The sequence below is a fragment of the Pseudomonas triticifolii genome, from assembly GCF_014358015.1.
In the GTDB taxonomy this organism is placed as follows: Bacteria; Pseudomonadota; Gammaproteobacteria; order Pseudomonadales; family Pseudomonadaceae; genus Aquipseudomonas; species Aquipseudomonas triticifolii.
The window spans coordinates 83,083-107,215 of the sequence record NZ_JACONV010000016.1; the positions used below are offsets into that span (position 1 = coordinate 83,083).

20 protein-coding genes are annotated in these 24,133 nt (G+C 60.8%); 4 read left to right on the plus strand and 16 right to left on the minus strand.

Annotated features, from left to right (window positions below; all coding sequences use genetic code 11):
• Positions 1–68: 68 nt before the first annotated feature.
• The 5 genes from H8S56_RS18550 to H8S56_RS18570 all read right to left on the minus strand — a co-directional run bounded on the left by H8S56_RS18550 (position 69) and on the right by H8S56_RS18570 (position 4,985).
• Positions 69–1,163, minus strand: a complete 1,095-nt coding sequence (locus H8S56_RS18550; protein WP_024685368.1) for a BMP family ABC transporter substrate-binding protein — start codon at positions 1,161–1,163, stop codon at positions 69–71.
• Positions 1,164–1,313: 150 nt separating this feature from the next.
• On the minus strand, positions 1,314–2,105 hold the full coding sequence (fecE, locus tag H8S56_RS18555; RefSeq protein ID WP_187519442.1) for a Fe(3+) dicitrate ABC transporter ATP-binding protein FecE: 792 nt from the start codon (positions 2,103–2,105) through the stop codon (positions 1,314–1,316).
• A 4-nt stretch (positions 2,106–2,109) separates the two neighbouring features.
• Entirely contained in the window at positions 2,110–3,078 is a 969-nt protein-coding gene (locus tag H8S56_RS18560; protein ID WP_187519443.1) for an iron chelate uptake ABC transporter family permease subunit, read from the minus strand.
• On the minus strand, positions 3,075–4,064 hold the full coding sequence (fecC, locus tag H8S56_RS18565) for an iron-dicitrate ABC transporter permease FecC (protein WP_024694039.1): 990 nt from the start codon (positions 4,062–4,064) through the stop codon (positions 3,075–3,077). The genes H8S56_RS18560 and fecC overlap by 4 nt, the downstream gene beginning before the upstream one ends.
• Positions 4,065–4,985 carry a Fe(3+) dicitrate ABC transporter substrate-binding protein gene (locus tag H8S56_RS18570; RefSeq protein ID WP_187519444.1) on the minus strand — a complete coding sequence of 307 codons (921 nt, stop codon included), beginning with the start codon at positions 4,983–4,985 and terminating at the stop codon, positions 4,065–4,067.
• Between the two features lie 245 nt (positions 4,986–5,230).
• Between H8S56_RS18570 and H8S56_RS18575 the strand changes: the two genes are divergently transcribed.
• On the plus strand, positions 5,231–6,322 hold the full coding sequence (locus H8S56_RS18575) for a calcium:proton antiporter (protein WP_187519445.1): 1,092 nt from the start codon (positions 5,231–5,233) through the stop codon (positions 6,320–6,322).
• Positions 6,323–7,221: 899 nt separating this feature from the next.
• Here H8S56_RS18575 and H8S56_RS18580 read toward each other — a convergent pair.
• The 4 genes from H8S56_RS18580 to H8S56_RS18595 form a co-directional block, all read right to left on the minus strand.
• Complete coding sequence (locus H8S56_RS18580; RefSeq protein ID WP_187519446.1) at positions 7,222–9,714, minus strand: hypothetical protein; 2,493 nt, start codon at positions 9,712–9,714, stop codon at positions 7,222–7,224.
• Between the two features lie 92 nt (positions 9,715–9,806).
• Complete coding sequence (locus H8S56_RS18585; protein ID WP_187519447.1) at positions 9,807–11,162, minus strand: 8-oxoguanine deaminase; 1,356 nt, start codon at positions 11,160–11,162, stop codon at positions 9,807–9,809.
• A gap of 154 nt (positions 11,163–11,316) precedes the next feature.
• Positions 11,317–12,000 (minus strand): SDR family oxidoreductase, encoded by a 684-nt coding sequence (locus H8S56_RS18590; RefSeq protein WP_187519448.1) that lies wholly within the window; start codon positions 11,998–12,000, stop codon positions 11,317–11,319.
• Positions 12,001–12,031: 31 nt separating this feature from the next.
• Entirely contained in the window at positions 12,032–12,382 is a 351-nt protein-coding gene (locus tag H8S56_RS18595) for a MerR family transcriptional regulator (RefSeq protein WP_024684747.1), read from the minus strand.
• 85 nt (positions 12,383–12,467) lie between these two features.
• On the opposite strand from H8S56_RS18595, the gene H8S56_RS18600 reads away from it, so the two are divergent.
• Positions 12,468–12,890, plus strand: coding sequence for a hypothetical protein (locus H8S56_RS18600; RefSeq protein ID WP_024694035.1), 423 nt, complete (start codon positions 12,468–12,470; stop codon positions 12,888–12,890).
• A 116-nt stretch (positions 12,891–13,006) separates the two neighbouring features.
• Here the strand turns inward: H8S56_RS18600 and H8S56_RS18605 are convergent, their stop codons facing one another.
• The 7 genes from H8S56_RS18605 to H8S56_RS18635 all read right to left on the minus strand — a co-directional run bounded on the left by H8S56_RS18605 (position 13,007) and on the right by H8S56_RS18635 (position 21,011).
• Positions 13,007–13,933, minus strand: a complete 927-nt coding sequence (locus tag H8S56_RS18605) for an ABC transporter permease (RefSeq protein ID WP_024684749.1) — start codon at positions 13,931–13,933, stop codon at positions 13,007–13,009.
• Positions 13,933–15,033, minus strand: a complete 1,101-nt coding sequence (locus H8S56_RS18610) for an ABC transporter permease (RefSeq protein WP_187519449.1) — start codon at positions 15,031–15,033, stop codon at positions 13,933–13,935. The genes H8S56_RS18605 and H8S56_RS18610 overlap by 1 nt, the downstream gene beginning before the upstream one ends.
• 11 nt (positions 15,034–15,044) lie before the next feature.
• On the minus strand, positions 15,045–16,598 hold the full coding sequence (locus H8S56_RS18615; protein WP_024694034.1) for an ABC transporter ATP-binding protein: 1,554 nt from the start codon (positions 16,596–16,598) through the stop codon (positions 15,045–15,047).
• A 522-nt stretch (positions 16,599–17,120) separates the two neighbouring features.
• Positions 17,121–17,714, minus strand: coding sequence for an IMPACT family protein (locus tag H8S56_RS18620; protein WP_187519450.1), 594 nt, complete (start codon positions 17,712–17,714; stop codon positions 17,121–17,123).
• A 32-nt stretch (positions 17,715–17,746) separates the two neighbouring features.
• Positions 17,747–18,409 (minus strand): TetR/AcrR family transcriptional regulator, encoded by a 663-nt coding sequence (locus H8S56_RS18625; protein ID WP_024684753.1) that lies wholly within the window; start codon positions 18,407–18,409, stop codon positions 17,747–17,749.
• An 81-nt stretch (positions 18,410–18,490) separates the two neighbouring features.
• Positions 18,491–19,888 carry a uracil-xanthine permease family protein gene (locus H8S56_RS18630; RefSeq protein WP_187519451.1) on the minus strand — a complete coding sequence of 466 codons (1,398 nt, stop codon included), beginning with the start codon at positions 19,886–19,888 and terminating at the stop codon, positions 18,491–18,493.
• A gap of 202 nt (positions 19,889–20,090) precedes the next feature.
• Positions 20,091–21,011 (minus strand): LysR family transcriptional regulator, encoded by a 921-nt coding sequence (locus H8S56_RS18635; protein WP_024694031.1) that lies wholly within the window; start codon positions 21,009–21,011, stop codon positions 20,091–20,093.
• Positions 21,012–21,123: 112 nt separating this feature from the next.
• Here H8S56_RS18635 and H8S56_RS18640 point away from each other — a divergent pair, with 112 nt between their 5' ends.
• Together H8S56_RS18640 and H8S56_RS18645 are read left to right on the plus strand one after the other, a co-directional pair.
• Positions 21,124–22,470, plus strand: a complete 1,347-nt coding sequence (locus tag H8S56_RS18640) for an aspartate aminotransferase family protein (RefSeq protein WP_187519452.1) — start codon at positions 21,124–21,126, stop codon at positions 22,468–22,470.
• 81 nt (positions 22,471–22,551) lie between these two features.
• Positions 22,552–24,045, plus strand: coding sequence for a CoA-acylating methylmalonate-semialdehyde dehydrogenase (locus H8S56_RS18645; RefSeq protein ID WP_159372165.1), 1,494 nt, complete (start codon positions 22,552–22,554; stop codon positions 24,043–24,045).
• Positions 24,046–24,133: the final 88 nt, after the last annotated feature.

Genomic DNA, 24,133 nt, shown 5'->3' on the forward strand with positions numbered 1-24,133 from the left:
GTCCTGGAAATCGGGTGGTCGGCGGAGCGATCGCGCCCTTTGAGCATGGACGCGATCCCTCAGGCAGATTACTTCGGCAACTCGGCCTTGATGCCTTCGACGTAGTAGTTCATCGACGCCAGCTCGGCGTTGGTCGCGACCACGCCGGCAGGGATTTTCACGGTGCCGGTCTGGTCCTTGATCGGGCCGGTGAACGGATGAAATTCGCCGCTTTCGATGCTGGCGATGATTGTCTGCGCCTCGGCCTTCACGTCGGCGGGCACGATGTCGCTGATCGGCAGTTCAACCGTACCCTCCTTCAAGCCACCCCAGTAATCCTGCGGTTTCCAGGTACCTGCAAGCACGCCTTCGGCCGCCTGAATGTAATGCGGCCCCCAGTTATTGACGATGGACGTAAGCACTGCCTTGGGGCCGAAGTGGGCCATGTCCGATGCGTAGCCGACCGCGTAAACGCCGCGACGCTCGGCGGTCTGGATCGGGGCCGGGCTGTCGGTGTGCTGGAACACTACGTCCACGCCCTGGTCGATCAGCGCGTTGGCCGCGTCGGCTTCCTTGCCCGGATCGAACCAGGAGTTGACCCACACCACCTTGATCTCGGTGCCGGGGTTGTACTTGTTCAGTGCCAGTTGAATGGCGTCGATGTCGCGCAGCACTTCCGGGATCGGGAACGATGCGACGTAGCCGATTTTCTTGGTCTTGGTCATCTTCGCGGCCAGGAAACCACCCACGTAACGGCCTTCATAGGTGCGGGCCAGGTAGGTGCCCATATTCTTGTCCTGCTTGTAGCCGGTGGCGTGTTCGAACTTCACCTTGGGAAACTGCTTGGCGACTTTCAGGGTCGGGTTCATGTAGCCAAACGAGGTGCTGAAGATCAGGTCATAGCCGCCCTTGGCCATGTTGCGGATCACACGTTCGGCATCCGCGCCTTCAGGCACGTTTTCCACGTAGCTGCTGCTGACCTTGTCGCCCAGGGCTGCGACCATCGCCTTGCGGCCCTGCTCGTGCTGATAGGTCCAGCCGTGGTCGCCGATAGGGCCGATGTAGACGAAGCCGACTTTCAGCGGATCGGCTGCCGAGGCGAGCAGGCTTGCACCCAGACCGACGACAGCAGTCATGGCACACAGCAGTTTTTTCAGGGGACGGCGTGGGGTGGTCAGGTGCATCGGGTCTTGCTCCTTGCAGTCTTGTTGGAGTGGATACTCCGCCAATGCAAAAAACTGACCATAAAGACAAGTTATAGCGCAGACGTGCTGCGGGCTGTTTAACCCAACGATCTATGCAGCGTGACGGTGCAGGAAACAGGCACTTCGCCGCTAACTGGTGCAGCGCGTGCTGCGCTCGACGATGCACATGGGCGTGCCTGCTACCGGCTCACGCATGATCTGCACCTGGACATCGAACACGCGGCACACCAGTTCGGCATCCAGCACGTCGCCGGGTGTGCCGCTGGCAACCAGTTGCCCGGCCTGCATGACCGCCAGGTGGTCGGCATAACGGCAGGCCTGGTTGATGTCATGCAGCACAGTGATGACCGTCTTGCCCTCGGCGCTTAGGGCACGCATCAGGTCCAGCAGCTCGACCTGATGGCTGATGTCCAGATACGTGGTCGGCTCGTCGAGCAGCACGATGGCCGCATCCTGCGCCAGAATCATCGCCAGCCATGCGCGCTGGCGTTGCCCGCCGGACAGGTCAGACAGCGGCCGGTCGGCGAGGGTGTCCAGCTCCATGCGTCGCAGGGCCTGCTCGACACTGTGCTGATCCGTGCCGCTCAACCGACCCCACAAGCTGTTGTGCGGGCTGCGGCCATAGGCAACCAGTTGGCGCACGCTGACGCCTTCGGGAATGGGCAGCACCTGGGGCAGAAACGCCACTTTGCGCGCCAGATCCCGCGCCGACAGATCACGGTAGGGCGTGCCATCCAGACTGAGGCTGCCCGACTGCGGCGTGAGAATGCGTGCGAACGCCTTGAGCAACGTGGATTTGCCACAGCCGTTGGGTCCGATCAGCGCCGTGACCTTGCCGGGCGGCGGGCTGAACGACAGGTTCTGCACGATGCGCGTTGAGCCGTAGCCGATGTCGAGTTGCTGTGCCTGAAGAATGCTCATGGGATCAACCTTTGAATCGGGCCAGCAGCCACAGGAAATAGGGCGCGCCGATTACAGCCGTGAGAATCCCGGCCGGGATCTCGCTGGGCGCGATCAGCGTGCGACCGAGGGTGTCGGCCAGCACCAGCAGCAGTGCGCCCAGCACCATGGAGGCGGTCAACAGGTATTGATGATGACCGCCCACCAGTCGGCGGGCCATGTGCGGTGCGACCAGCCCGACGAAACTGATCGGGCCAATGATCCCGACGCCCAGACTGGTCAGCAGCACCGCACTGCCCATCGCCAGCCAGCGCGTGCGCTTGAGCCCCGTTCCCAGGCTTTGCGCCGCCTCATCCCCCAGACCGATCAGGTTCAGCGGTTTGGCCAGCAACAGCGTGACGGGGATCAGTATCAGCAACGGCGAGGCCAGCAGCACGTGATGCCAGTTGCGGCTCCACAGGCTGCCGGTCAGCGCCAGTAATGCGGTGTTGATGTCCAGCGGGTTGGACAGAATCAAAAACTCGGTGATGCTCGACAACGTGACCGCGATGGCCACTCCCGACAGCGCGAAACGCACCCCGGAAAACTGCACGCCGGTGTTGTATAGCGCGAGCAACAGCGCGCCACCCGCACCGCCCAGGCACGCCACAAATGGCAGCGCAGACACCGGCAAGTGCGGGAAACCGATGATCGCGATGGTCAGCGCAAGTCCCGCGCCTTGCGTCACGCCGAGGATTTCCGGTGAGGCCAGCGGGTTGCGGATCACGCCCTGTACGATGGCTCCGGCAAGACCGAATGCACAGCCAGTCACCACCGCGATCAGGCCGCGTGGCAATCGGTGATTCCAGACTTCGAAGTCTTTGCTGTCGTGGGCGATCAAATGGTCGAGCACCGCGCCGGGTGTCAGCCAGACCGTACCTGCGCTCAGGCTTAACAGCAGCGCCAGCAGCAACAGGCCGATCAGTATCAGCAGTCTTGAGCGCGGCTGACTCATAGCGCGCGCCTCGCCAGAAACAGGAAGAACGGCGCGCCGATCAATGCCGTCACCACGCCTGCCGGTGTCTCGACCGGGAATGCCACGGCGCGGCTGATCAGGTCGGAGGCCAGCACAATTGCGGCGCCCAGTCCGGCACTGACCGGGATCAGCCAGCGGTAATCGTTGCCCAGCCATTGGCGGGCGATGTTCGGCGCGATCAGCCCGACAAAGCCGATGGGCCCGACGGCGCATACACTGGCTCCGACCAGCACCAGACTGACCACGAACACCAGCAGACGCAACGCGCCGATGCGCACGCCCAGCGAACGGGCGGCGTCTTCACCGAGGTTGATCAGGTTCAGGCGTGGCGCGCAGGCAATCGCCAGCACGACGCCGATCAGCGTGCAGGGCCACAGCAGTTGCAGTTGTGCGGTGCCGACGTTGGCCAGCGAGCCGGCCAGCCAGTTCAGAACACTTTGCGCCTGCGCTTCAACGAGAATCACCGTCAGCCGGGTCAGCGCCGCGCACAGTGCAGCCACCGCCACGCCCGCCAGCACCAGTCGCCCCTGAGACGTTGCCGGTGACCACGCCCCGCCGAGGCTGAACACGGTGATCCAGGCCAGCGCGCCGCCCAGACACGTCATCAATAGCGCGCCGCCGGCAAAGGGCAGGGCAATCAAACCTGTCGAAAACAGTGCCAGGCCCAGCGCCGCGCCTGCGGTTACTCCGAATAGAGAGGGGGAGGCCAGCCGATTGCGGGTGATGCCCTGCATCAACGCCCCGGCCACGCCCAGGCAGGCACCGACCAGCGCCGCGCACAACGCTCGCGGCACGCGCAGTTGCGCGACGATGTAGGCGATGTTGCCGCCCTCGCGGCCCAGCGTGAACAACCCGTTCCAGGCGTCGACCTGCCGGATGGTGAAGGGCGACAGGGCGAACAGCGACATCCAGAACAGGCCCAGACAACTCGCGGCGATCACGCTCGCCATCAGCCAACGGCGCATTTACGGGTTGATCACGGCCTTGCCGCCCTTAAGGACGGCAAGCGCATCATCGGCAATCTGTTCGGACGCCATGATCCCGCGATTGCGCGCCCAACTGTCGCCGTCCACTTCTGCCACGTGCTGGTTACGCACAGCAGTCAATACCTGCCACAGCGGCTGCTTGCTCCAGCTGTCTACCAGGCTTGGGCGACGATAATGGCCGACCAGCAGCCAGCCCGGGTCCAGCGCCAGCAACTGTTCAAGACTGACGAACTCGGTCGGCGCGGCGTTCTTGCGCACTTCAGGCACTTGCAAACCGATGGCCTTCAATACGCTGCCTGCGTAAGCGTGCGGGCCATGTACCGAGAAGCTGTCTTCACGGGCAACGCCGAACAGCACCGTTGTATCGGCCGGGATTTGTGCGGCAACGGTTTTCAGGTGCTCACGGTTTTGCGCGATACGCGCCTGCATCTGCGGGCCTTTGCCCAACGCCGTACCGATCAGCTCGGCGGATTTCAGGCTGCCTTCATAGTCTTCGCCACGCGACGGTAACATCAGCGTGGGTGCCAGGCTGGCCAGATCGTTGTACAGCGCCTGATGACGACCCAGGTCAGCGATGATCAGGTCCGGCTTGAGGCGAGCGATAACCTCGATATTGGGCTGCGAGCGCAGGCCTACCGACTGCCATTCCCCTACGGCCTTGCGCGCCTTGGGCAGTACGCGGTTGGCATCGCCATCGTCAGCCGCGCCCACAGGCGTCACGCCGACCGAGGCCAGGCTGTCGAGGAAGGAAAACTCCAGCACCACCGCACGCTTGGGCGTGTCAGGCAGATGAACCTTGTGCTGGCCGTCATCGATGTCGATGGGTGCGGCTTGGGTTGCGCAGGCCAGCGCTGCCAAAAGGCTAACGGCCAGCAGATGAGAGAGGCGAAAAGCACGCATGGCGAATGTCCTTTGTCACTGAAACAAAATCGCGAAAACAGACGCGCCAGAAAGGTCGCGAAGAAAACGGCGGGCACTATTTCACATCGTGACGGCGGGATCAAAAGTCATTTACACGTGTGTGCCATTCTCATTCGGGTCTTTTTTTTGAAACCTTTTGTCACACCCTGCACTCTGAACGGCTTCAATGACAGACACCTTCACATACATCCGCGGCGATGTGTCGCAAGGGTTTGGGGTACACAATGGGCGCGCTGCTCAAGCAAGAAAAGTTTTTACTGCTGGCGATCATCGCCACCTTTATCGCCTATCCACTGGAGCACACGCTGCTGGGCAATGGCCAGACCGTCGCGCTGGTGGCCGGTCTGGCGCTGGTTGGCTTCATCGTTTGCGCATCGCTGCGTGTGGCGCATCACGCCGAACAGCTCGCCGAGAAAGTCGGCGATCCTTACGGCACGATGATTCTCACGTTGTCGGCAGTGCTGGTCGAAGTGGTGATCCTGGCGATCATGATGAGCAACGAGCCATCACCGACGCTGGTGCGCGACACCATCTATTCCGCTGTGATGCTCGACATCAACGGCATTCTCGGACTGGCCGCGTTGATGGGCGGCATCAAGCACGGCGAGCAGTCGTACAACGATGACTCGGCGCGCACCTACAGCGTGATGATCATGACCGCCATGGGCGTGTCCATGGTGGTGCCCGAGTTCATTCCCGAGGCGAACTGGAAGCTGTATTCGGCGTTCACCATTGGCGCGATGGTCCTGCTCTATACCGTGTTTCTGCGCATGCAGGTCGGGCCACACAGCTACTTTTTCAGCTACAGCTACCCGGACAAGAAGAAGCGCAAGGATCAGCCTGAAGAGCACGGCGAGCCGGTCAACCTGACCCGTTCCATCGCCACATTGGTGGTCGGTGTCGTGGTCATCGGCGCGCTGGCGGAAGTCATGTCCAAGACCGTGGACCTGGGCCTTGAAGGTACGGGTGCGCCGCCGGTGATGACCGCGATCCTGGTCGCGGCGATTTCCGCCTCGCCCGAAATTCTCACCGCATTACGTGCGGCGCTGGCCAACCGCATGCAGTCGGTGGTCAACATCGCCCTGGGTGCATCGCTGTCGACGGTGATCCTGACCGTGCCGGTGATGGAAGCCATGGCGCTCTACAGCGGCCAGCCGTTCCAGATGGCCATGACGCCGGTGCAGACCGTGATGATCCTGATCACCCTGTTGGTCAGCGCGATCAATCTGAACGACGGTGAAACCAACGCCATTGAAGGCATGACTCACTTCGTGCTGTTTGCGACGTTCATCATGTTGTCGTGCCTGGGGGTTTGAGGGATCGGGGCTCCTTCGACTGAACACACCGCCCCCTTCGCGGACAAGTCCGCTCCCACTGGCTGAAACCGGTTTTAACCTGTGGGAGTGAGCTTGCTCACGAAGACTGACTTCCAGACGCAACACCTCGACTGAATACACCAGCCCCTTCGCGGACAAGTCCGCTCCCGCTGGCTGAAACCGGTTTTAACCTTTGGGAGTGAGCTTGCTCACGAAGACTGACTTTCAGACGCAACACCTCGACTGAATACAGCAGCCCCTTCGCGGACAAGTCCGCTCCTACTGGTTGAAACCGGTTTTAACCTGTGGGAGTGAGCTTGCTCACGAAGACTGACTTTCAGGCGCAACACATTTGGCTGAATGTACTGGCCTCTTCGCGGACAAGTCCGCTCCTACTGGTTGAGACCGGTTTTAACCTTTGGGAGTGAGCTTGCTCACGAAGACTGACTTTCAGACGCAACACCTCGACTGAATACAGCAGCCCCTTCGCGGACAAGTCCGCTCCTACTGGTTGAAACCGGTTTTAACCTGTGGGAGTGAGCTTGCTCACGAAGACTGACTTTCAGGCGCAACACATTTGGCTGAATGTACTGGCCTCTTCGCGGACAAGTCCGCTCCTACTGGTTGAAACCGGTTTTAACCTGTGGGAGTGAGCTTGCTCACGAAGACTGACTTCCAGACGCAACACCTCGACTGAACACACCGCCCCCTTCGCGGACAAGTCCGCTCCTACTGGTTGAAACCGGTTTTAACCTGTGGGAGTGGGCTTGCTCACGAAGACTGACTTCCAGACGCAACACCTCGACTGAATACACCAGCCCCTTCGCGGACAAGTCCGCTCCTACTGGTTGAAACCGGTTTTAACCTGTGGGAGTGAGCTTGCTCACGAAGACTGACTTTCAGACGCAACCCGTCGACTGAACACACAGTGGCGTTTTTTCCAGCGCTCGCCACAAGGAGGCCTCGGCTTCCTGCCCCGGCATCAGCCAGACGCCGTCCTGTTCGACCAGCGCCACCGCCGGTAGCTTCAACAAACTGGCCAGACTCGTCGAGCTGACGCGGCCGTTGTCCAGATAAACCTCCGAATCCCAGTCCCGCTCGAACGCTCGCATCTTCAGCTTCCCGTTGTCGAAGCTTTCGAACTGGGGCCGGTTGCCCGGTGAGTAAGGAAAGGTGCGCAACGTCCGTTCCTGCACATCCAGCAGCAACAGCTCCCATCGGCTTTGCGGGTCGACATGCAAGCGAGTGAGGGCCAGGTAACGGGCGTCGTGTGACCAAATCATGGACGGTGCGAGGTCCTTGATGGCGCAACCTGACGCCGTCAGCAGATGACCGCCCAGGCGACCTGAGCTGGTGCGCATCCAGCTATCGGCGTATTCGGTCTCGCTGCCGAACAGCCAGGCCGCGTCACGGTTGTCAGTTGCGGGCTGCAGGAAATCTCCGTCCGCCGTGGCCGCCTGAGGCCTGTGTACTGTTCGCCATTGCGGCAACATCTGCAGGGCGTCGCTGCCGATTTCCAGCTCGACTGTCTGATAGTAAGGGCGAGAGCCTTCGCGGTCATCGCAAAAGCCTGCCGCTTGCCCGATGGGTGGCGCGGGTTGGTCATAACGCTGCAAGGCGGTGCTTTCGCAGGTATCCGTCAGCCGCCCGGACACCGTGATGACCGAGAGTGTGCCTTCGCGCACGTCCAGCAGGTGGACCACCTCCATGGGAGGGCCTTCGAGGCGACGACGCTTGAGGACATCGACGACCACTACGTTGCCCGCGCTGGCCGGGTATTCGGTGAAGGGGATCAGCGCCAGATAACGTTTACAGTCCGAAACCCGGTGATCAAGCAGCCACAGCCCCGGCAGTTCCCAGTCCGCAATCCGGCAGCGATAACCTCCCTGATCAATGCTGTTATCCATCTGCCAGGTCAGCCGCGCGCGCTGCTCATCCAGCAGCGGCGCGGACTCGACACTGCTTGCGCCGCGCTCGCCATTACCGGTCAGCGGGACGACCAGGCGGATACCGGTCAGCGCTCGCTGCCCGCTTCGCAAACGGCCCTGAGCGTCGTGACCGGTCTGTATTTGCGTGTCGCTGTGAATGCAACGCAGACTGTAGCCATAGCGGCCACGATCGGGGCACTCAAAAGCCAGATAGCCTTCAATGCGCACGTAATGATCGTCCAGCGCCAGCAGTCTGTTCCAGTTGAGCGAGATTTCCCGGTGGCTGATCACCCAAGGCTCGGGCAGTGCGTGCCAGCCGGTTTTGCTTTCCCAGCACCAGTATTTCGTCTGCTCGTCACTGGCCTGTTGCGCCATGACACACAGCGCCTTGCCGTCCGCGCGCCAGATGATCGAGGCGTCCGCGTAGAAAAACAGGTCGGTTTCCCGGCCGTCCAGGCTCAATTGATAGGCCGGGTAGCGCAGGGCGTCCAGTGGTTGCTCCAGATCGCGCAGGCTGGCGGGCATTCGCAAATGGCCTTCTATGCGATGTCGGTCGTGTGGCCCGTTGCGTTCTATTCGCTCGGCGGCGGCGTCCTGAGGCAGTGCCGAGGGCTCGATCCAGATATCCACGATCGACATCATGTCCACGACTCGGGCGGTCTTGAGCAAGTCCTGCAGGTTGATCGTGGAGGCCCGGTTGTCCACCAGCGGACTGATGCGCCCGCTCAGATCGGTCTCGCTGAACGCGTCCAGCTCCCAGAACACATCGTTGTCGCAGTGATACACCCGGCGCATCTGACGGTCGAGAATAACCAGTCCCCATTGCTGCCTGGACGGCACTGTAGCGGCGAAGTAGCGACCGTCGCTGGAAAACCGGGCCGAAGAACCAAGCCCTTGCAGCAACACGCCGTCGGGAAACAGATAGTCAACGTAGACCGGCCCGCCCATGGCGATTTCGCCCATGTTGAAGACGCGAATCGGCTCGCCTTCGGGCGTGCGTTCCGGCTCCTGGCCACCCCAGGCGCTGCTGCTCGTTTCATGGCTGCGCTGACGAGGCGGTGATGGCGTGTTCTCACCCGCCTTTTCGTCAACGGATGGCTCGGCAATGCCCAGTTTGCGTTCCCATTTCTGCAGCAGGTTCAGACCGAACACAACGGTGAACAGGGCAATGGGCACATTCCAGTAATTGGGCAGCACGCGACCCAGACTCAGCCCCAGGCCGATCATGGCGCTGGCACCTAGCGGGGTGATCTGGTTGGCTGCGTCTTTCCAGCCAGCCCATACACATAACCCGCTCAGCGCGGCCAGACTGAGCACGATCAGAAACCCCTGCCAGGGCGGCAACATCGTGACCAGCGCGGCGGGTCCTACCAACAGCAAGAGCTGCCAGGCCAGACCCAGCAGCAGGACCAACAGGCTTTTGTCATCTTCGGGAGGGCTTGCAGGCTGAGGTGTGGTGGACACGGCGTTTCGCCTGGCGGCTGGAGGAGGCGACACTCTAGCGGATCGACATCGCTGAAGGTGTCGATCCGTTCACAGCTTTACAGGCCTGGCGTTTAACCCTGAAGCAGCTCGCGTGCTGCCTGACGATGGTCGGCGATCAACTGTTGCAGATCCAGCCCTTGGACCTGGCCGTCGATCACCCGCCAGTGTCCTGCGATCATCACCCGGTCGGCACGGTCTGCGCCGCACAGCAGCAGCGCCGATAGCGGGTCGTGGCTGCCGGAAAAACGCAGCTCGTCGAGTTTGAACAGCGCCAGATCGGCCTGCTTACCGACCGCCAATTCGCCGATGTCGGTACGCCCCAGCAGTTGAGCTGAGCCTTTTGTCGCCCAGCCCAGCACGCGCTGCGGGGTGATTTTTTCCGCGCCGTAGCGCAGCCGTTGCAGGTAGAGCGCCTGACGGGCTTCCAGGATCATGTTCGACGCATCGTTGGAGGCCGAACCGTCAACGCCAAGCCCCAGTGGCGCGCCTGCGTCGGTGAGGTCCAGCGTCGGGCAGATGCCAGAGGCCAGGCGCATGTTGGAACTCGGGCAATGACAGATGCCGGTGCCCGCTGCGCCCAGGCGCGCGATTTCGTCGGGGTTGAAATGAATGCCATGAGCCAGCCAGGTGCGCGGGCCGAGCCAGCCGACGCTGTCCAGATAATCCACCGTGCGCAGGCCGAAACGTTGCAGGCAGAAATCTTCTTCGTCGAGGGTTTCCGCGAGATGAGTGTGCAGGCGCACGTCGAGTTTTTCGGCCAGCTCCGCGCTTTCAGCCATGATCTGCGGCGTGACGGAAAACGGCGAACACGGCGCGAGGGCGATCTGGATCTGCGCACCGTCGCCGCGTTCGTGGTAGGTCTCGATCAGGCGCTGGCTGTCGGCCAGAATCACCTCGCCCTGCTGCACGGTCTGTTGCGGCGGCAGCCCGCCATCCGCTTCGCCCAGGCTCATGGAGCCGCGGGTGAGCATGGCGCGCATACCCAGTTCACGAACGCTCTGTACCTGCACGTCGATGGCCTGTTCCAGCCCGTCCGGAAACAGATAGTGGTGGTCGGCGGCGGTCGTGCAGCCAGACAACAACAGTTCGGTCAGCGCGACCTTGCTGGCGACGGCGAGCTTTTCCGGCGTCAGTCGTGCCCATACCGGATACAAGGTTTTGAGCCATGGAAACAGCGGCTGATTGACCACCGGTGCCCAGGCGCGGGTCAGGGTTTGATAGAAATGGTGATGCGTGTTGATCAAGCCCGGCAGCAGCACATGCTCGCAGGCATCGAACACCTGCGCGCAGGGCAGGGCAGGATGCTGCCCGGCCGCCAGCACTTGCGTGATGACGCCGCCCTCGATCACCAGCCCGCCACGGGCGTCCAGATGATTGGCGGTAAAGATGGCCAGGGGATTTTTCAACCAGATACGGATCGCGGACATGAGCCGGCTCCTCTGAAAATGGGTTCAGGGTTAGCCAGCTCAGTGTTGCCCTGTCTGCTGATCCAGGGTGCGAGGCAGACAGCACCTCGGCAGGTCGCAGATGTTACCGGGGTGGTCAGTTTTTAATCAAGTTGCGCGTGTGCCCGGCGTTGATCTACCAGGCAATCGTCTCGCCCTTGTAGTTGATGAAGTGATGTCCACCCTTGCCCGCATAGGCATTGAGTTGTTCAACGAGCCCGGTGGTGCTGGTCAGCACGTCGATGGCTGCGTTCTCGCCGCCCATGTCGGTCTTGACCCAGCCCGGATGCAACGACAGCACGGTCGGACGTGGCTCTGGCAGTTGGACCACAAAGCTGTTGGTCATCGAGTTAAGTGCGGCCTTGCTGGCTTTATACAGCGTCATGGTTTCGCCTTCAGGGCAGGCAACACTGCCCAGCACCGAACTCATGAACGCCAATACGCCGGTTTCAGGACGAATATGATCGACGAAGCGTTCGGCAAGGCGGATCGGCGCAATCGCATTGGTCAGAAACAGCTGACCCAGTTCGGCTGCCGTGGCCTGGGCCGCACTCTGATGCTTGGGACCCATGATCCCGGCGTTGACGAACAGCACGTCGAACACTTCGCCTTTGAGCTTCTGCACCAGCACTTCCAGCGAAGCAGTATCGTCGAGGTCCATCGCTTCGATTCGCACGCCTTCGATGGCTCTGAGCGCGTCGGCATTGTGCGGATCACGCACCGTTGCGGTGACCTTCCAGCCCTGCTCGGTGAGGCGCTGAACCAGGCTGAGACCCAGGCCACGCGAGGCGCCAATGATCAGTGCGGTTTTGGTGGTCATGAAAAACTCCTTGGCAGATTGAAAGATGGACTCAAGGGCTCAGCGGGCATTGCTGGCCCAGACGCTGATGCAACTCGCCGCGCAGCGCGGTGAGCGCTGCGATACGGGTATCGATCAGCGCCAGTTTTTCCCGGAGCAGTGCTGCAATTGCAGTATCCGGATCGGGCGCCTTCCACAGTTCGGCAACATTGCTGCCGACTTCGTTCAGGCTGAAACCCAGCCGTTGCGCCACTTTGATGAATTGCACCAGTTGGACCGTCTCTACAGGGTAGTGTCGATAACCGTTGGCGCTGCGTTGCGCGACGATCAGTCCGCGCTGCTCGTAGAAGCGCAGTGTGTCGCGACTGACGGCGGTCGCCTCTGCCAGTTCACCGATACGCATCAATGGAATGTCCCTGAAGTGCTTGACCCTGGAGCCTACTCCAGCCTTTAGCCTGTTGGAATCTTAATCAGCAGGAAGCCGCTTCATGTGGACAACCCGGCAATACCGCCAAGTGATCAAAGCCAGTGCATGGTACGACCTGATCATCACGGCGGCCTTCGTCACTCCCTGGAGTTTCGTCGTCCTTCATGGGGGATTGAGGGCGTTGAGTCAGTTCTGGAACCTGTCAGGTGATTTTCCGGATTTCGAGCCCATGCACATGCTGATGGCCAACCTGCTGGGTTCGATTGTCTGTGTGTGGGCAGTGCTGAGGATTCGCCATCCGCAACCGATATTCGGGCGCTATGACGCGGCGGGTCGCGTGCTGTTCGCAACGTGGCAAGCCTACGCGTTGAGTCAGGGAGCCAGCAGCCTGCTGATCGGCATCCTGGCAGCCGAACTGTTCTGGGCTGTGTTGCAGCTTTGGCCGGTGCGACGTGACGCGCTGTCTGAGCCGCCGTCTTCGTGAGCAAGCTCTCACTGACTCACTGACTCACTGACTCACTGACTCACTGACTCACTGACTGAAGCAATGTCCCGTGGGAGGCGGCTTGCCGGCGATGCGTACGGCACCGCCGTTTATCCTCAATGCCCCGCCCGCCAAGGCTGCCCCAGCGAAACCGGGGCGTACAACCGGGTGCGCAATGCGTCGCGCGACAGCAGCACCAGCACGATGATGGTCGCGACATAAGGCAGCATCGCCAGCAGGTTGGAAGGGATCGCCAGACCGATGCCTTGGGCGACCAGGTGCAGGATGCTGGCCAGACCGAACAGGTAAGCGCCCAGCAGCAAGCGCCAGACGCGCCAGCTGGCGAACACCACCAGCGCCAGGGCAATCCAGCCGCGCCCGGCGCTCATGTTTTCGGCCCACATCGGCGTGTAGGCGAGCGACAGATACGCCCCTGCCAGTCCGGCCATGGCCCCGCCGAACAACACGGCAAGCGTACGCACCCGCAACACGGGCAGGCCCATTGCGCTGGCCGCGTCAGGGTTTTCGCCGACAGCCTGGATGATCAGCCCGATGCGACTTTTCAGCAGGGCCCAGGCCACCAGCGCAAACAGGGCGAAGGACAGGTAGACCAACAGATCCTGCGCGAACAGCATGCGGCCGATCAGCGGAATGTCGCTCAGAAACGGAATCGCAACCGGCTCGAAACCGCTGAGTGGTTTGCCGACCCACGCCGCCCCGACAAAACTCGACAGCCCGACGCCGAAGATGGTCAGTGCCAGACCGGTGGCCACCTGATTGGCGTTGAATACCAGTGCAACCAGCGCGAACAGTGCCGACAGCAGCATGCCGGCCGCCATCGCCAGCAGCACGCCGAGCCACAGGTTGCCGGTGCTCAGAGCGATGATGAAGCCGATCACGGCACCGAACAGCATCATGCCTTCCTGACCGAGGTTGATCACGCCGCTCTTTTCACAGATCAGCTCACCCAGCGCGACCAGCAGCAGCGGCGTGCCGCAACGCACCATGGCGTAGAAAATATTGCTCAGTAGATCGATATCCATTACATGGCTCCCACGGCAGGCGTCATCTGACGCTTGGCCCAGCGCATCTTCAGACGCGGGCGGTAAAGAATCAGTACGTCGCAGGCCAGCAGGAAGAACAGCATCATTCCCTGAAACAATTGGGTGATGGCGGGCGGCAGGTTCAAGGTCATCTGTGCGCTTTCCCCGCCCAGGTAAAGCAGGGCGATCAACAGACTGGAAAACAGAATGCCGATGGGATTGAGACGGCCCAGGAACGCCACGGTAATCGCCGCGTAGCCGTAGCCCGGCGACACCTGTGGCACCAATTGCCCGATGGGCCCGGTGACTTCCGACACACCCGCGAGCCCGGCCAGTGCGCCGCTGATCAACAAGGCCAGCCACACCAGACGCTTTTCACGAAAACCGACGAATCCGGCGGCGCGTTTGTCCAGGCCCAGCACCTTGATCTGGAAACCGACGAAGCTACGCTGCAGCAAGACCCACACCACCACCAGCGCCAGCAGCGCGAAGTACACGCCGACATGCGCGCGGCCGTCTTCCATCAACAGCGGCAGACGGCTGGCGTCGCCAAAGGTCGCGGACTCCGGGAAGTTCATGCCCGCAGGATCCTTGAGCGGGCCATGCACGAAGTACAGGAGCAGGTTCAGGGCGATGTAATTGAGCATGATGCTGGTGAGGATTTCGTTGGCGTTGAAGTGCGTGCGCAGCCAGGCCGTCACCCCGGCCCAGGCCGCACCGGCCAGCGTGCCCGCCAGTAACACCATCACCAGCGCCCAGCGGCTTTCCATCTCGATGATATTGACGGCCACCGCGCTACCCGCCAGAGCACCGAGCAACAGTTGGCCTTCGGCCCCGATGTTCCAGATGCGGGCCTGATAGGCGACCGCCAGACCCAGCGCACACAGCAGAATCGGCAATGTCTTGACCATCAGTTCCGACAGCCCGTAAAGGTCGCTGACCGGTGCAATCAGCAACGTGTGCAACGTCACCCAGGGGTCGAGCCCCAAAGCAATGAACAGGAGCGACCCGCACACCAGCGTCAGCACCGCGGCCAGCAGCGGCGAGCACCACAACATGGCGCGCGATTGCTGGCCGCGCGGTTCCAGAGAAAGCAGCATGTTTTGCTCCGTTAACCCGGCGTATGGGCCTGAGTGTGAGAATGATCGAACTGTCCCGCCATCCAGCCGCCGATCTGTACGGTGCTGGTCTGTCCGGTCGGGATCAGGTCAGAAAGATGCCCGCCGCTCAGGGCTGCAAGGCGGTCGCTGATCTGGAACAGTTCGTCCAGGTCTTCGGATATCACGAGAATGGCCGCGCCTGCATCGCGCAACGTGATCAGCGCACGATGAATGGCCGCAGCTGCACCTACGTCTACGCCCCAGGTCGGGTGCGCGGCGACCAGCAGTTTCGGGTTCTGCATGATCTCGCGGCCCAGAATGAATTTCTGCAGGTTGCCGCCCGACAGGCTGCGCGCAGCGGTCTGGGCGTCCGGCGTCTTTACGGAGAAGCGACGGATGATCTCATCGGCCAGCGCCCGAACCTTGCCGCGCTGAATCAGGCCATGACTGACCAGACCTTGTTGAAAGGCGGTGAGCAGTGCGTTGTCAGCCAGGCTCAGCTCCGGCACGGCGCCGTGACCCAAACGCTCTGCCGGGACAAAGGCCAGACCGCGCTTGCGCCTCGCATCAGGCCGCAAATGACCGACCGGTGTGTCAGCGAAGCGCAGTGTGGCGGCCTGGGCGTTGGGCAGTACCTGTTCACCGCTGAGCAGGGCCAGCAGCTCGTCCTGCCCATTGCCTGCCACGCCCGCGATGCCGACAATTTCGCCGCTGCGCACTTCCAGACTGACCTCCCTCAGGGAGCAGCCAAACGGATCGGGGTTGTGCCACGACAAGCGCTCAACCCTCAGAAACGGCGCTGCACCGCTGACTTTTTCATACTGCGCCGTCAGCCCTTCGGCATCACCGACCATCAGCCGCGCCAGTTCCAGATCCGAGCACTCTGCCGGGATGCAGTGCCCGGACACCTTGCCGTTTCGCAACACGGTCGCGCTGTGGCACAGGGCGCGAACTTCGCCCAGCTTATGGCTGATGAACAGAATGCTGCAGCCTTCGGCGGCCAGATGCCTCAAGGTGACGAACAGCTCCTCGGCTTCCAGTGGTGTGAGCACCGAGGTGGGTTCGTCGAGAATCAGCAGGCGAATGTCCTGCATCAGGCAGCGAATGATCTCTACTTTCTGGCGCTCGCCGATCGACAGGCTATGCACCAGCCGCTGTGGCTCCAGTGCCATGCCGTAGCGCTGTGAGACCTCACGGATGCGCGGTTCCAGTTGCTTGGGTGTGCCCGCGGCTGCGCCCATGGCCAGCGCAATGTTTTGCGCCACACTCAAGGTCTCGAACAGCGAGAAATGCTGAAACACCATGCCGATGCCCAGGCTTCTGGCTTGCGCCGGGTTGCGCATGGTCTGCGTCTGACCCTGCCAGACGATGGAGCCGGAGTCCGGTTGTGTCACGCCGTAGATGATCTTCATCAGCGTGCTCTTGCCCGCGCCGTTTTCACCCAGCAAGGCATGGATTTCTCCGGGCTGGATGGTCAGATCGACGGCGTCGTTGGCCAGACAGCCAGGATACTGTTTGGTGATGTGGCGCAACTGGAGACGCGCAGGTGTCGCGTGGTTTGGCATGTCAGGCTCTGATGCAGGAGTGGGTCGCTCGTGGGTAAAGCAAAATCCTGGCCAGGGAGTCAGCTTTTGTTGCGCGGCCCTGAATCGGGCCTGCCAGGACTGCTGATTTAAGGCTGCAGATGCTGGATAAGTGCGTTTGGCACCAGATGAGGGCATGGGCAAGAAGGAAGGGAGCCAATATGGCTCATTGATGTGAGCAAAAAACATACAGCTTCACAAGAGCGCGCTACGCTCGGCGACTGCGCTGCCCTTGCACCTGTTATCCACAGGTTGGTCCACAGTTACTGTGCGAAAGTGCGCGACCCCTGAATAACGCCGTATTGCTTAGTAGCCGATGGTGCTAAGCCACTTTAAATCGCTGTTTTATCGATGTTTTTACAGGTTCCTGTGTGATCTGTACAAAAAACGATCAGTTGCCTGAGACGCTTGCCCGGCAAGGCTTGCAGCAGGGTGTGCTCAGCTTATCCACAGTCGGATGCACAGTAGATGTGGGCAAGTAGGCATAGACGCATGACGCCTTCATTACAGGGTAGATGCCGCATGCAGAATGATTCTGCCCCGACTCAGGTCCGCCAGTTGGCGCTGAAAGTTCTCAACATGCTCCGGGCCGATGGCAATCGCCATTTCCACGCCATTGGCGGTGAAGTTTTCGGCTTCCACCCGCCCATTCGATTCCGCCAGGCGAACCTTGACCAGCGCCAGTTCGCTGAAGCTGCATTCAAGGTTGAAGGACAGCCGGTTGACCAGTTCCACACGCGCCGCTTGTTGCAGGCATTTGTTGGCACCGCCGCCATAAGCGCGGGCCAGGCCGCCGGTTCCCAATTGAATGCCGCCGTACCAGCGAATCACCAGCACCACGACCTGATCGAATCCCTGCGCTTCAATGGCGGCCAGGATCGGACGGCCAGCGGTGCCGCCAGGTTCGCCGTCATCGTTGCTGCGGTACTGATCGCCCAGCTTCCAGGCCCAGCAGTTGTGGGTCGCGTTCAGATCACTGTTGTGCTCTATAAACGCCAGCGCGTCGGCAGGGCTGGCAATCGGGGCGGCGAGGGTGATGAAGCGGCTCTTGCGAATCTCTTCACGAAACTCGCAAGGGCCGAGGAGGGTAAAAGGCATGCGTCTGTCCAGCTGGCAACAAGGTGCGGATTCTACAAGGCTGGCGGTGTGAGCCCACAACCTTTGAGGATGATCCTGATCAGGTTCTCGCTGGCCTCGTCCATGTCTTGCTTGGTCAGGCGGGTGCGCCCGGTGACGCGACAGATCTGCGTGGCGAAGTCGGCGTAATGCTGGGTGCTGCCCCACAGCAGGAATATCAGGTGCACCGGATCGACCGCGTCCATCTTGCCAGCGTCTATCCATGCCTGGAAAACCGCTGCCCGCCCCTGGAACCACAAGCGGTAGTCCTGGCTGAAATACTCGCTCATGCACTCGCCGCCGCTGATGATTTCCATGGCGAAGATGCGTGAGGCCTGAGGCTGGCGACGTGAAAACTCCATCTTGGCGCGGATGTATCCGGTAAGTGCCTGTGCGGGATCGTCGTCCACGCTCAAGGTGTTGAAGGTGCTGTCCCACAGCTCGATGATGTTGCTCAACACCGCAACATAAAGCCCCAGTTTGTTGGTGAAGTAGTAGTGCAGGTTGGCCTTGGGCAACCCGGCCTTCAGTGCGATGGTGTTCATGCTGGTGCCCTTGAAACCGTGACGTGCAAATTCGTCTTCAGCGGCCTTGATGATTGCCTCTTCGTTCTTCTGGCGAATGCGGCTTGCAGGCTTTGCGACGTGGACGCTGTGAGCATGGACTTCAAGGGTCATGGGACGATTCCGGGCAGGTCAGGGTGCACAACGAACGACAGATAACCCACCTGCGACCAACTCGCAAGCGGGCACAGGGAATTATCGTTGATGCTCAAAGGGTTCAGGGCGCTGGACGGTGAGTGGCTCAGACGCAACGACTTTACTTTCGGGTATCAACAGGCACATCACAATCGCGGTCAGGCCACCGCTGGTGATGGCCGAATCGAACAGGTTCTGCACCAGTTTTGGCATGTGGTGCAGCAGTGCCGGTTGGGAAGCAATGCCCAGACCTACGCCGAACGAGGTGGCGATGATCAGCATGCTGCGCCGATCCAGTGGCGACTGAGCGAGGATCCGCACGCCTGCCGCCGCGACACTGCCAAACATCACCAGCGTCGCGCCGCCCAGCACTGGTTTGGGAATCTGCTGAACGATGGCACCGATGTGCGGAAACAGCCCCAGTACGAACAGCACAGCACCGATGTACAGACCCACGTAACGACTGGCAACGCCTGTCAACTGGATCACGCCATTGTTCTGGGCGAAGGTGGTATTCGGGAATGCGCTGAAGGTAGCGGCCAGCATGCAGCTCACCCCATCGCCCAGGACGCCGCCTTTGAGCCTGGCCACATAGCTGGGCCCGCTGATGGGTTGTCGGGCCAGCATGCAGTTGGCGGTCAGGTCGCCGACGGTTTCGATGCTGCTGATCAGATAAATCAGCGCAACCGGCAGGAAGGCGCTCCAGTCAAAACTGAAACCGAAGCGAAACGGTATTGGAACGCTGATCAGCGGCAGGTCATGAATAGGCTGCGGTACGAGCTTGCCGCTGAACCAGGCCGCCACACTGCCAACCGCCAGGCCGATGATGATGCCCGACAGCCGAACCCACGGTGTGTTGGAGCGATTCAGTGCAATGATCACCACCAGCACGAACACGCCCAGCGCCAGATTAAGGGGCGAGCCGAAGTCAGGTGCATTGAAACCGCCGCCCAGATCGGTCACGCCGACCTTGATGAGGCTCACACCGATCAGCGTAATCACGATCCCGGTCACCAGCGGCGTGATCACGCGGCGCAGTTGCCCGATGCAGCGGCTGAGCACGATCTGCACCAGCGCGCCGAAAAAGCACACACCAAAGATCATCGCCATGATGTCTTCCGGGCTGCCACCACGCTGCTTGACCAGAAAGCCCGCCGACAGCACTGCGCCGAGAAATGCGAAGCTGGTGCCCTGCAGGCAGATCATCCCGGCGCCGATACCGAACGGGCGGCGTGCCTGGATGGAGGTGCCGACGCCTGAGACCATCAGCGCCATGCTGATCAGGTAGGGCAGATAATCGCCAAGCCCCAGTGTCGAGCCAATGATCAGGGGCGGGGTGATGATGCCCACGAAGCTGGCCAGTACATGTTGCAGTGCTGCCAGTATGGCCGTCAGTGGTTTTGGCCGGTCATCAAGGCCGTAGATCAGGTCATTATTGTCGGACGGTTCAGGCTGCATGGCAGGTTCTCGCGGCTTCGCGCTCTCTGGATAAAATGCGCCAAGGGCTGGCGTTGGGTTATCCAGATGCTTTGCAAAAAGCTGTCCACTTGCTCAGGTTATGCCGCGTTAGCGTTGATATATCCCGCAGGATCAAAGATGTCCGCTGATTTCAGGCCTCGCGGTGCTGGGTGATCTGTCGATGCCGTGCCGACGAAATGTGTCATCGGGTAGCAGCCAGCCTTTCCAGAAAACTTTCCAGCACCAAATGAGGGCGTCGTCCTTTACGCGTCACGGTCACCAGGCTCAGGTCATAAAATCTTGAACCGGGTTTGAGGGCTCGCAATCTGCCTTCCTTTACCCAGGCGCTGGCGTAATGGTCTGGCAGGTAGCCAATATAACGGCCGGTCAATATCAGGAACGCCATGCCTTCGCGGTCCGATGCACTGGCGGTGCACCTGAGTGCCTGATAGTGAGCCTGAAGCTCGGTCGGCAGCCGAAAGGTCGGCGCAATGGCTTCCTGTGTTGCAAGGCGCTCACTGTCCAGCGCGGCATCTTCTGCATAGAACAATGGATGGCCGACTGCGCAGTAAAGCAGCGAGCGCTCGCTGTACAACGGCTGATAGTCCAGCCCCGGCAGTGCGCTGACCTGCGGGACGACGCCGACATGCAGTCCGCCTTCAAGCACACCTTGCTCGACTTCGGCCGGTGCGACCATGCGGATGTTGATGTGCACATCCGGCCCTAGCTCCTTGAGCTGCGACAGCGCATGGGTGATGCGCATGTGGGGCATGGTGACGAGGTTGTCGGTCAGCCCGATATTCAGCTCGCCCCGCAAGTGCTGATGCAGGCCGTTGACCTCGGTTCGAAAGCTTTCCAGTGCGCTCAGCAATTGCAACGCCGACTGGTAGACCTCTTTGCCTTCATCAGTGACCGAGAAACCTGCCCGGCCACGCTGGCAGAGACGCAGGCCCAGACGTTGCTCAAGGTCGCTCATCTGCTGACTGATTGCCGATCGGCCGATCCCGAGCGCGCTTTCGGCCGCCGAGAAGCCGCCAGCCTCGACTACGCTCTTGAACAGGCGCAGCAGGCGGATATCGAAGTCACTGACTTGCGCAAGGGGATCGGTGCGGCGGCTACTCATTGTTTAGTCTCTATCAAACTAAAGATCGTAAAAGTCAGATTTTCCAGACCTGGGCTCCATGGCACCTTAACTGAAATAACTGCTTGCTCAAGCACACACGAGGTTCGTTTTAATGAATATGCTCGAGTCGTCCGATCTTTCTGTCTCCAGTCAGCTGAAGCTTGATGCCCACTGGATGCCTTACACGGCCAATCGCAACTTCCAGCGCGACCCGCGCATGGTCGTTGCCGCGCAGGGCAGTTACCTGACAGACGACAAGGGCCGCAAGATCTACGACGCGCTTTCGGGGCTGTGGACCTGCGGTGCCGGGCACACCCGCAAGGAAATTCAGGAGGCCGTCTACAAGCAGCTGGGCGTGCTGGATTATTCACCCGGTTTTCAGTTCGGCCATCCATTGTCGTTCCAGCTGGCAGAGAAAATCACCGATCTGACGCCGGGCAACCTCAATCATGTGTTCTACACCAACTCCGGGTCTGAATGTGCAGACACGGCGGTGAAGATGGTGCGCGCCTACTGGCGTCTGAAGGGCCAGGCGACCAAGACCAAGATGATCGGTCGAGCGCGCGGTTACCACGGTGTGAATGTGGCGGGCACAAGCCTGGGCGGCGTGAACGGTAACCGCAAAATGTTCGGTCAATTGATGGACGTCGATCATCTGCCGCACACGCTGCTGGCCAGCAACGCGTATTCGAAGGGTATGCCGGAGGCGGGTGGTATCGCACTGGCTGACGAGATGCTCAAGCTGATCGAGCTGCACGACGCGTCGAACATCGCTGCCGTGATCGTCGAGCCCATGGCAGGTTCGGCGGGTGTGATCGTGCCGCCGCAGGGTTACCTCAAGCGTTTGCGTGAAATTTGCGATCAGCACAACATCCTGCTGATCTTCGACGAAGTCATCACTGGCTTCGGTCGCACCGGCTCCATGTTCGGTTCGGACAGCTTCGGTGTGACCCCTGATTTGATGTGCATCGCCAAGCAGATCACCAATGGTGCGATCCCTATGGGCGCCGTGATTGCGAGCAGCGAGATTTATCAAGCGTTCATGAACCAGCCGACGCCGGAATACGCCGTCGAATTCCCTCATGGCTATACGTATTCGGCACACCCGGTCGCCTGTGCTGCAGGCCTGGCTGCGCTGGAACTGTTGCAGCGCGAGAACCTGGTGCAGCAGGCGGCGGAAACCGCCCCTCACTTCGAGCGTGCCTTGCACGGTATCAAAGGCACCAGGAACGTGGTGGACATCCGTAACTACGGTCTGGCGGGAGCGATTCAGCTCGCGCCGCGTGATGGCGATATGATCGTGCGGCCGTTCGAAGCGGGTATGAAGTTGTGGAAAGCCGGCTTCTATGTACGGTTTGGCGGTGACACGCTGCAGTTCGGACCGACCTTCAACAGCAAGGCGCAGGACCTGGACCGCTTGTTTGACGCTGTCGGTGAAGCGCTGAACCAGGTCGACTGATCGCCTCCGCTCACATCCTTCTTATATAAGCAGCAGGTGCCAAGCGATTCGCGCCTGCAGGGAACCCTTTTGGAGTTTTTCATGAGCAGCATTCAACACCTGATTCACGGTGAGTTCGTTTCTGGCGAAGGACGCACGGCCGACGTGTTCAACCCGTCGACCGGGCAAGCCGTTCACAAGGTTGCCCTGGCCAGTCGTGAAACCGTTCAGCAGGCGATCGACTCTGCAAAGTCAGCCTTTCCGGCCTGGCGCAATACACCGGCTGCGAAGCGGGCTCAGGTGATGTTTCGTTTCAAACAATTGCTGGAGCAGAACGAGGGGCGTATCGCTCAGTTGATCAGCGAAGAGCATGGCAAGACGCTGGAGGATGCTGCGGGCGAGCTGAAGCGCGGTATCGAGAACGTTGAATACGCTTGTGCTGCACCCGAGGTGCTCAAGGGCGAATACAGCCGTAACGTCGGTCCTAACATTGATGCCTGGTCAGACTTTCAGCCGCTGGGCATCGTGGCGGGCATCACACCGTTCAACTTTCCGGCGATGGTGCCGCTGTGGATGTATCCGCTGGCGATCGTCTGTGGCAACTGCTTCATTCTCAAACCGTCCGAGCGTGATCCGAGCTCCACTTTGCTGATTGCCGAGCTGCTGCATGAGGCAGGTTTGCCCAAAGGTGTGCTCAATGTGGTGCATGGCGACAAGGTTGCAGTGGATGCGCTGATCGAAGCGCCGGAAGTCAAAGCGTTGAGTTTTGTCGGTTCGACACCTATCGCCGAGTACATCTATAAAGAAGGCGCTGCACGCGGCAAGCGCGTTCAGGCACTGGGCGGCGCGAAGAATCACGCGGTGCTGATGCCGGATGCGGACCTGGATAATGCGGTCAGTGCCTTAATGGGCGCAGCGTATGGTTCGTGCGGCGAGCGTTGCATGGCGATCTCGGTTGCGGTCTGCGTGGGTGACCAGATCGCCGATGCGCTGGTGGCGAAGCTGGTCCCGCAGATCCAGAGCCTGAAAATCGGGGCAGGTACCACCTGTGGTCTGGACATGGGGCCTCTGGTGACGGGGCAGCATCGCGATAAGGTCAGTGGCTATATAGAAGACGGCGTTCAGTCGGGTGCGACGCTGGTCGTGGACGGGCGCGGTCTTGAGGTTGCCGGTCATGAGCATGGCTTCTTCATGGGCGGGTGCCTGTTTGATCGCGTGACCCCGCAGATGCGTATCTATAAGGAAGAGATCTTCGGGCCGGTGCTGTGCATCGTGCGTGTGGACAGCCTGGAGGCGGCCATGCAACTGATCAATGATCACGAGTACGGCAACGGCACCTGCATCTTCACGCGCGATGGCGAAGCGGCGCGCCTGTTCTGTGACGAGATTGAAGTGGGCATGGTCGGCGTCAACGTACCGTTGCCGGTTCCGGTTGCTTATCACAGCTTCGGTGGGTGGAAGCGTTCGTTGTTCGGTGATCTGCATGCGTATGGTCCGGATGGCGTACGTTTCTATACGCGCCGCAAGGCAATCACCCAGCGTTGGCCGCAACGTGCGAGTCATGAAGCGTCGCAATTTGCGTTTCCCAGCCTGTAAATCAGGCGTGTGGAGTGGGGTGGCTGGATAGATGTATCCCGTATTTATTGGGGATCATTTGAAAGATGACAGTTTTTTGAAATTAACT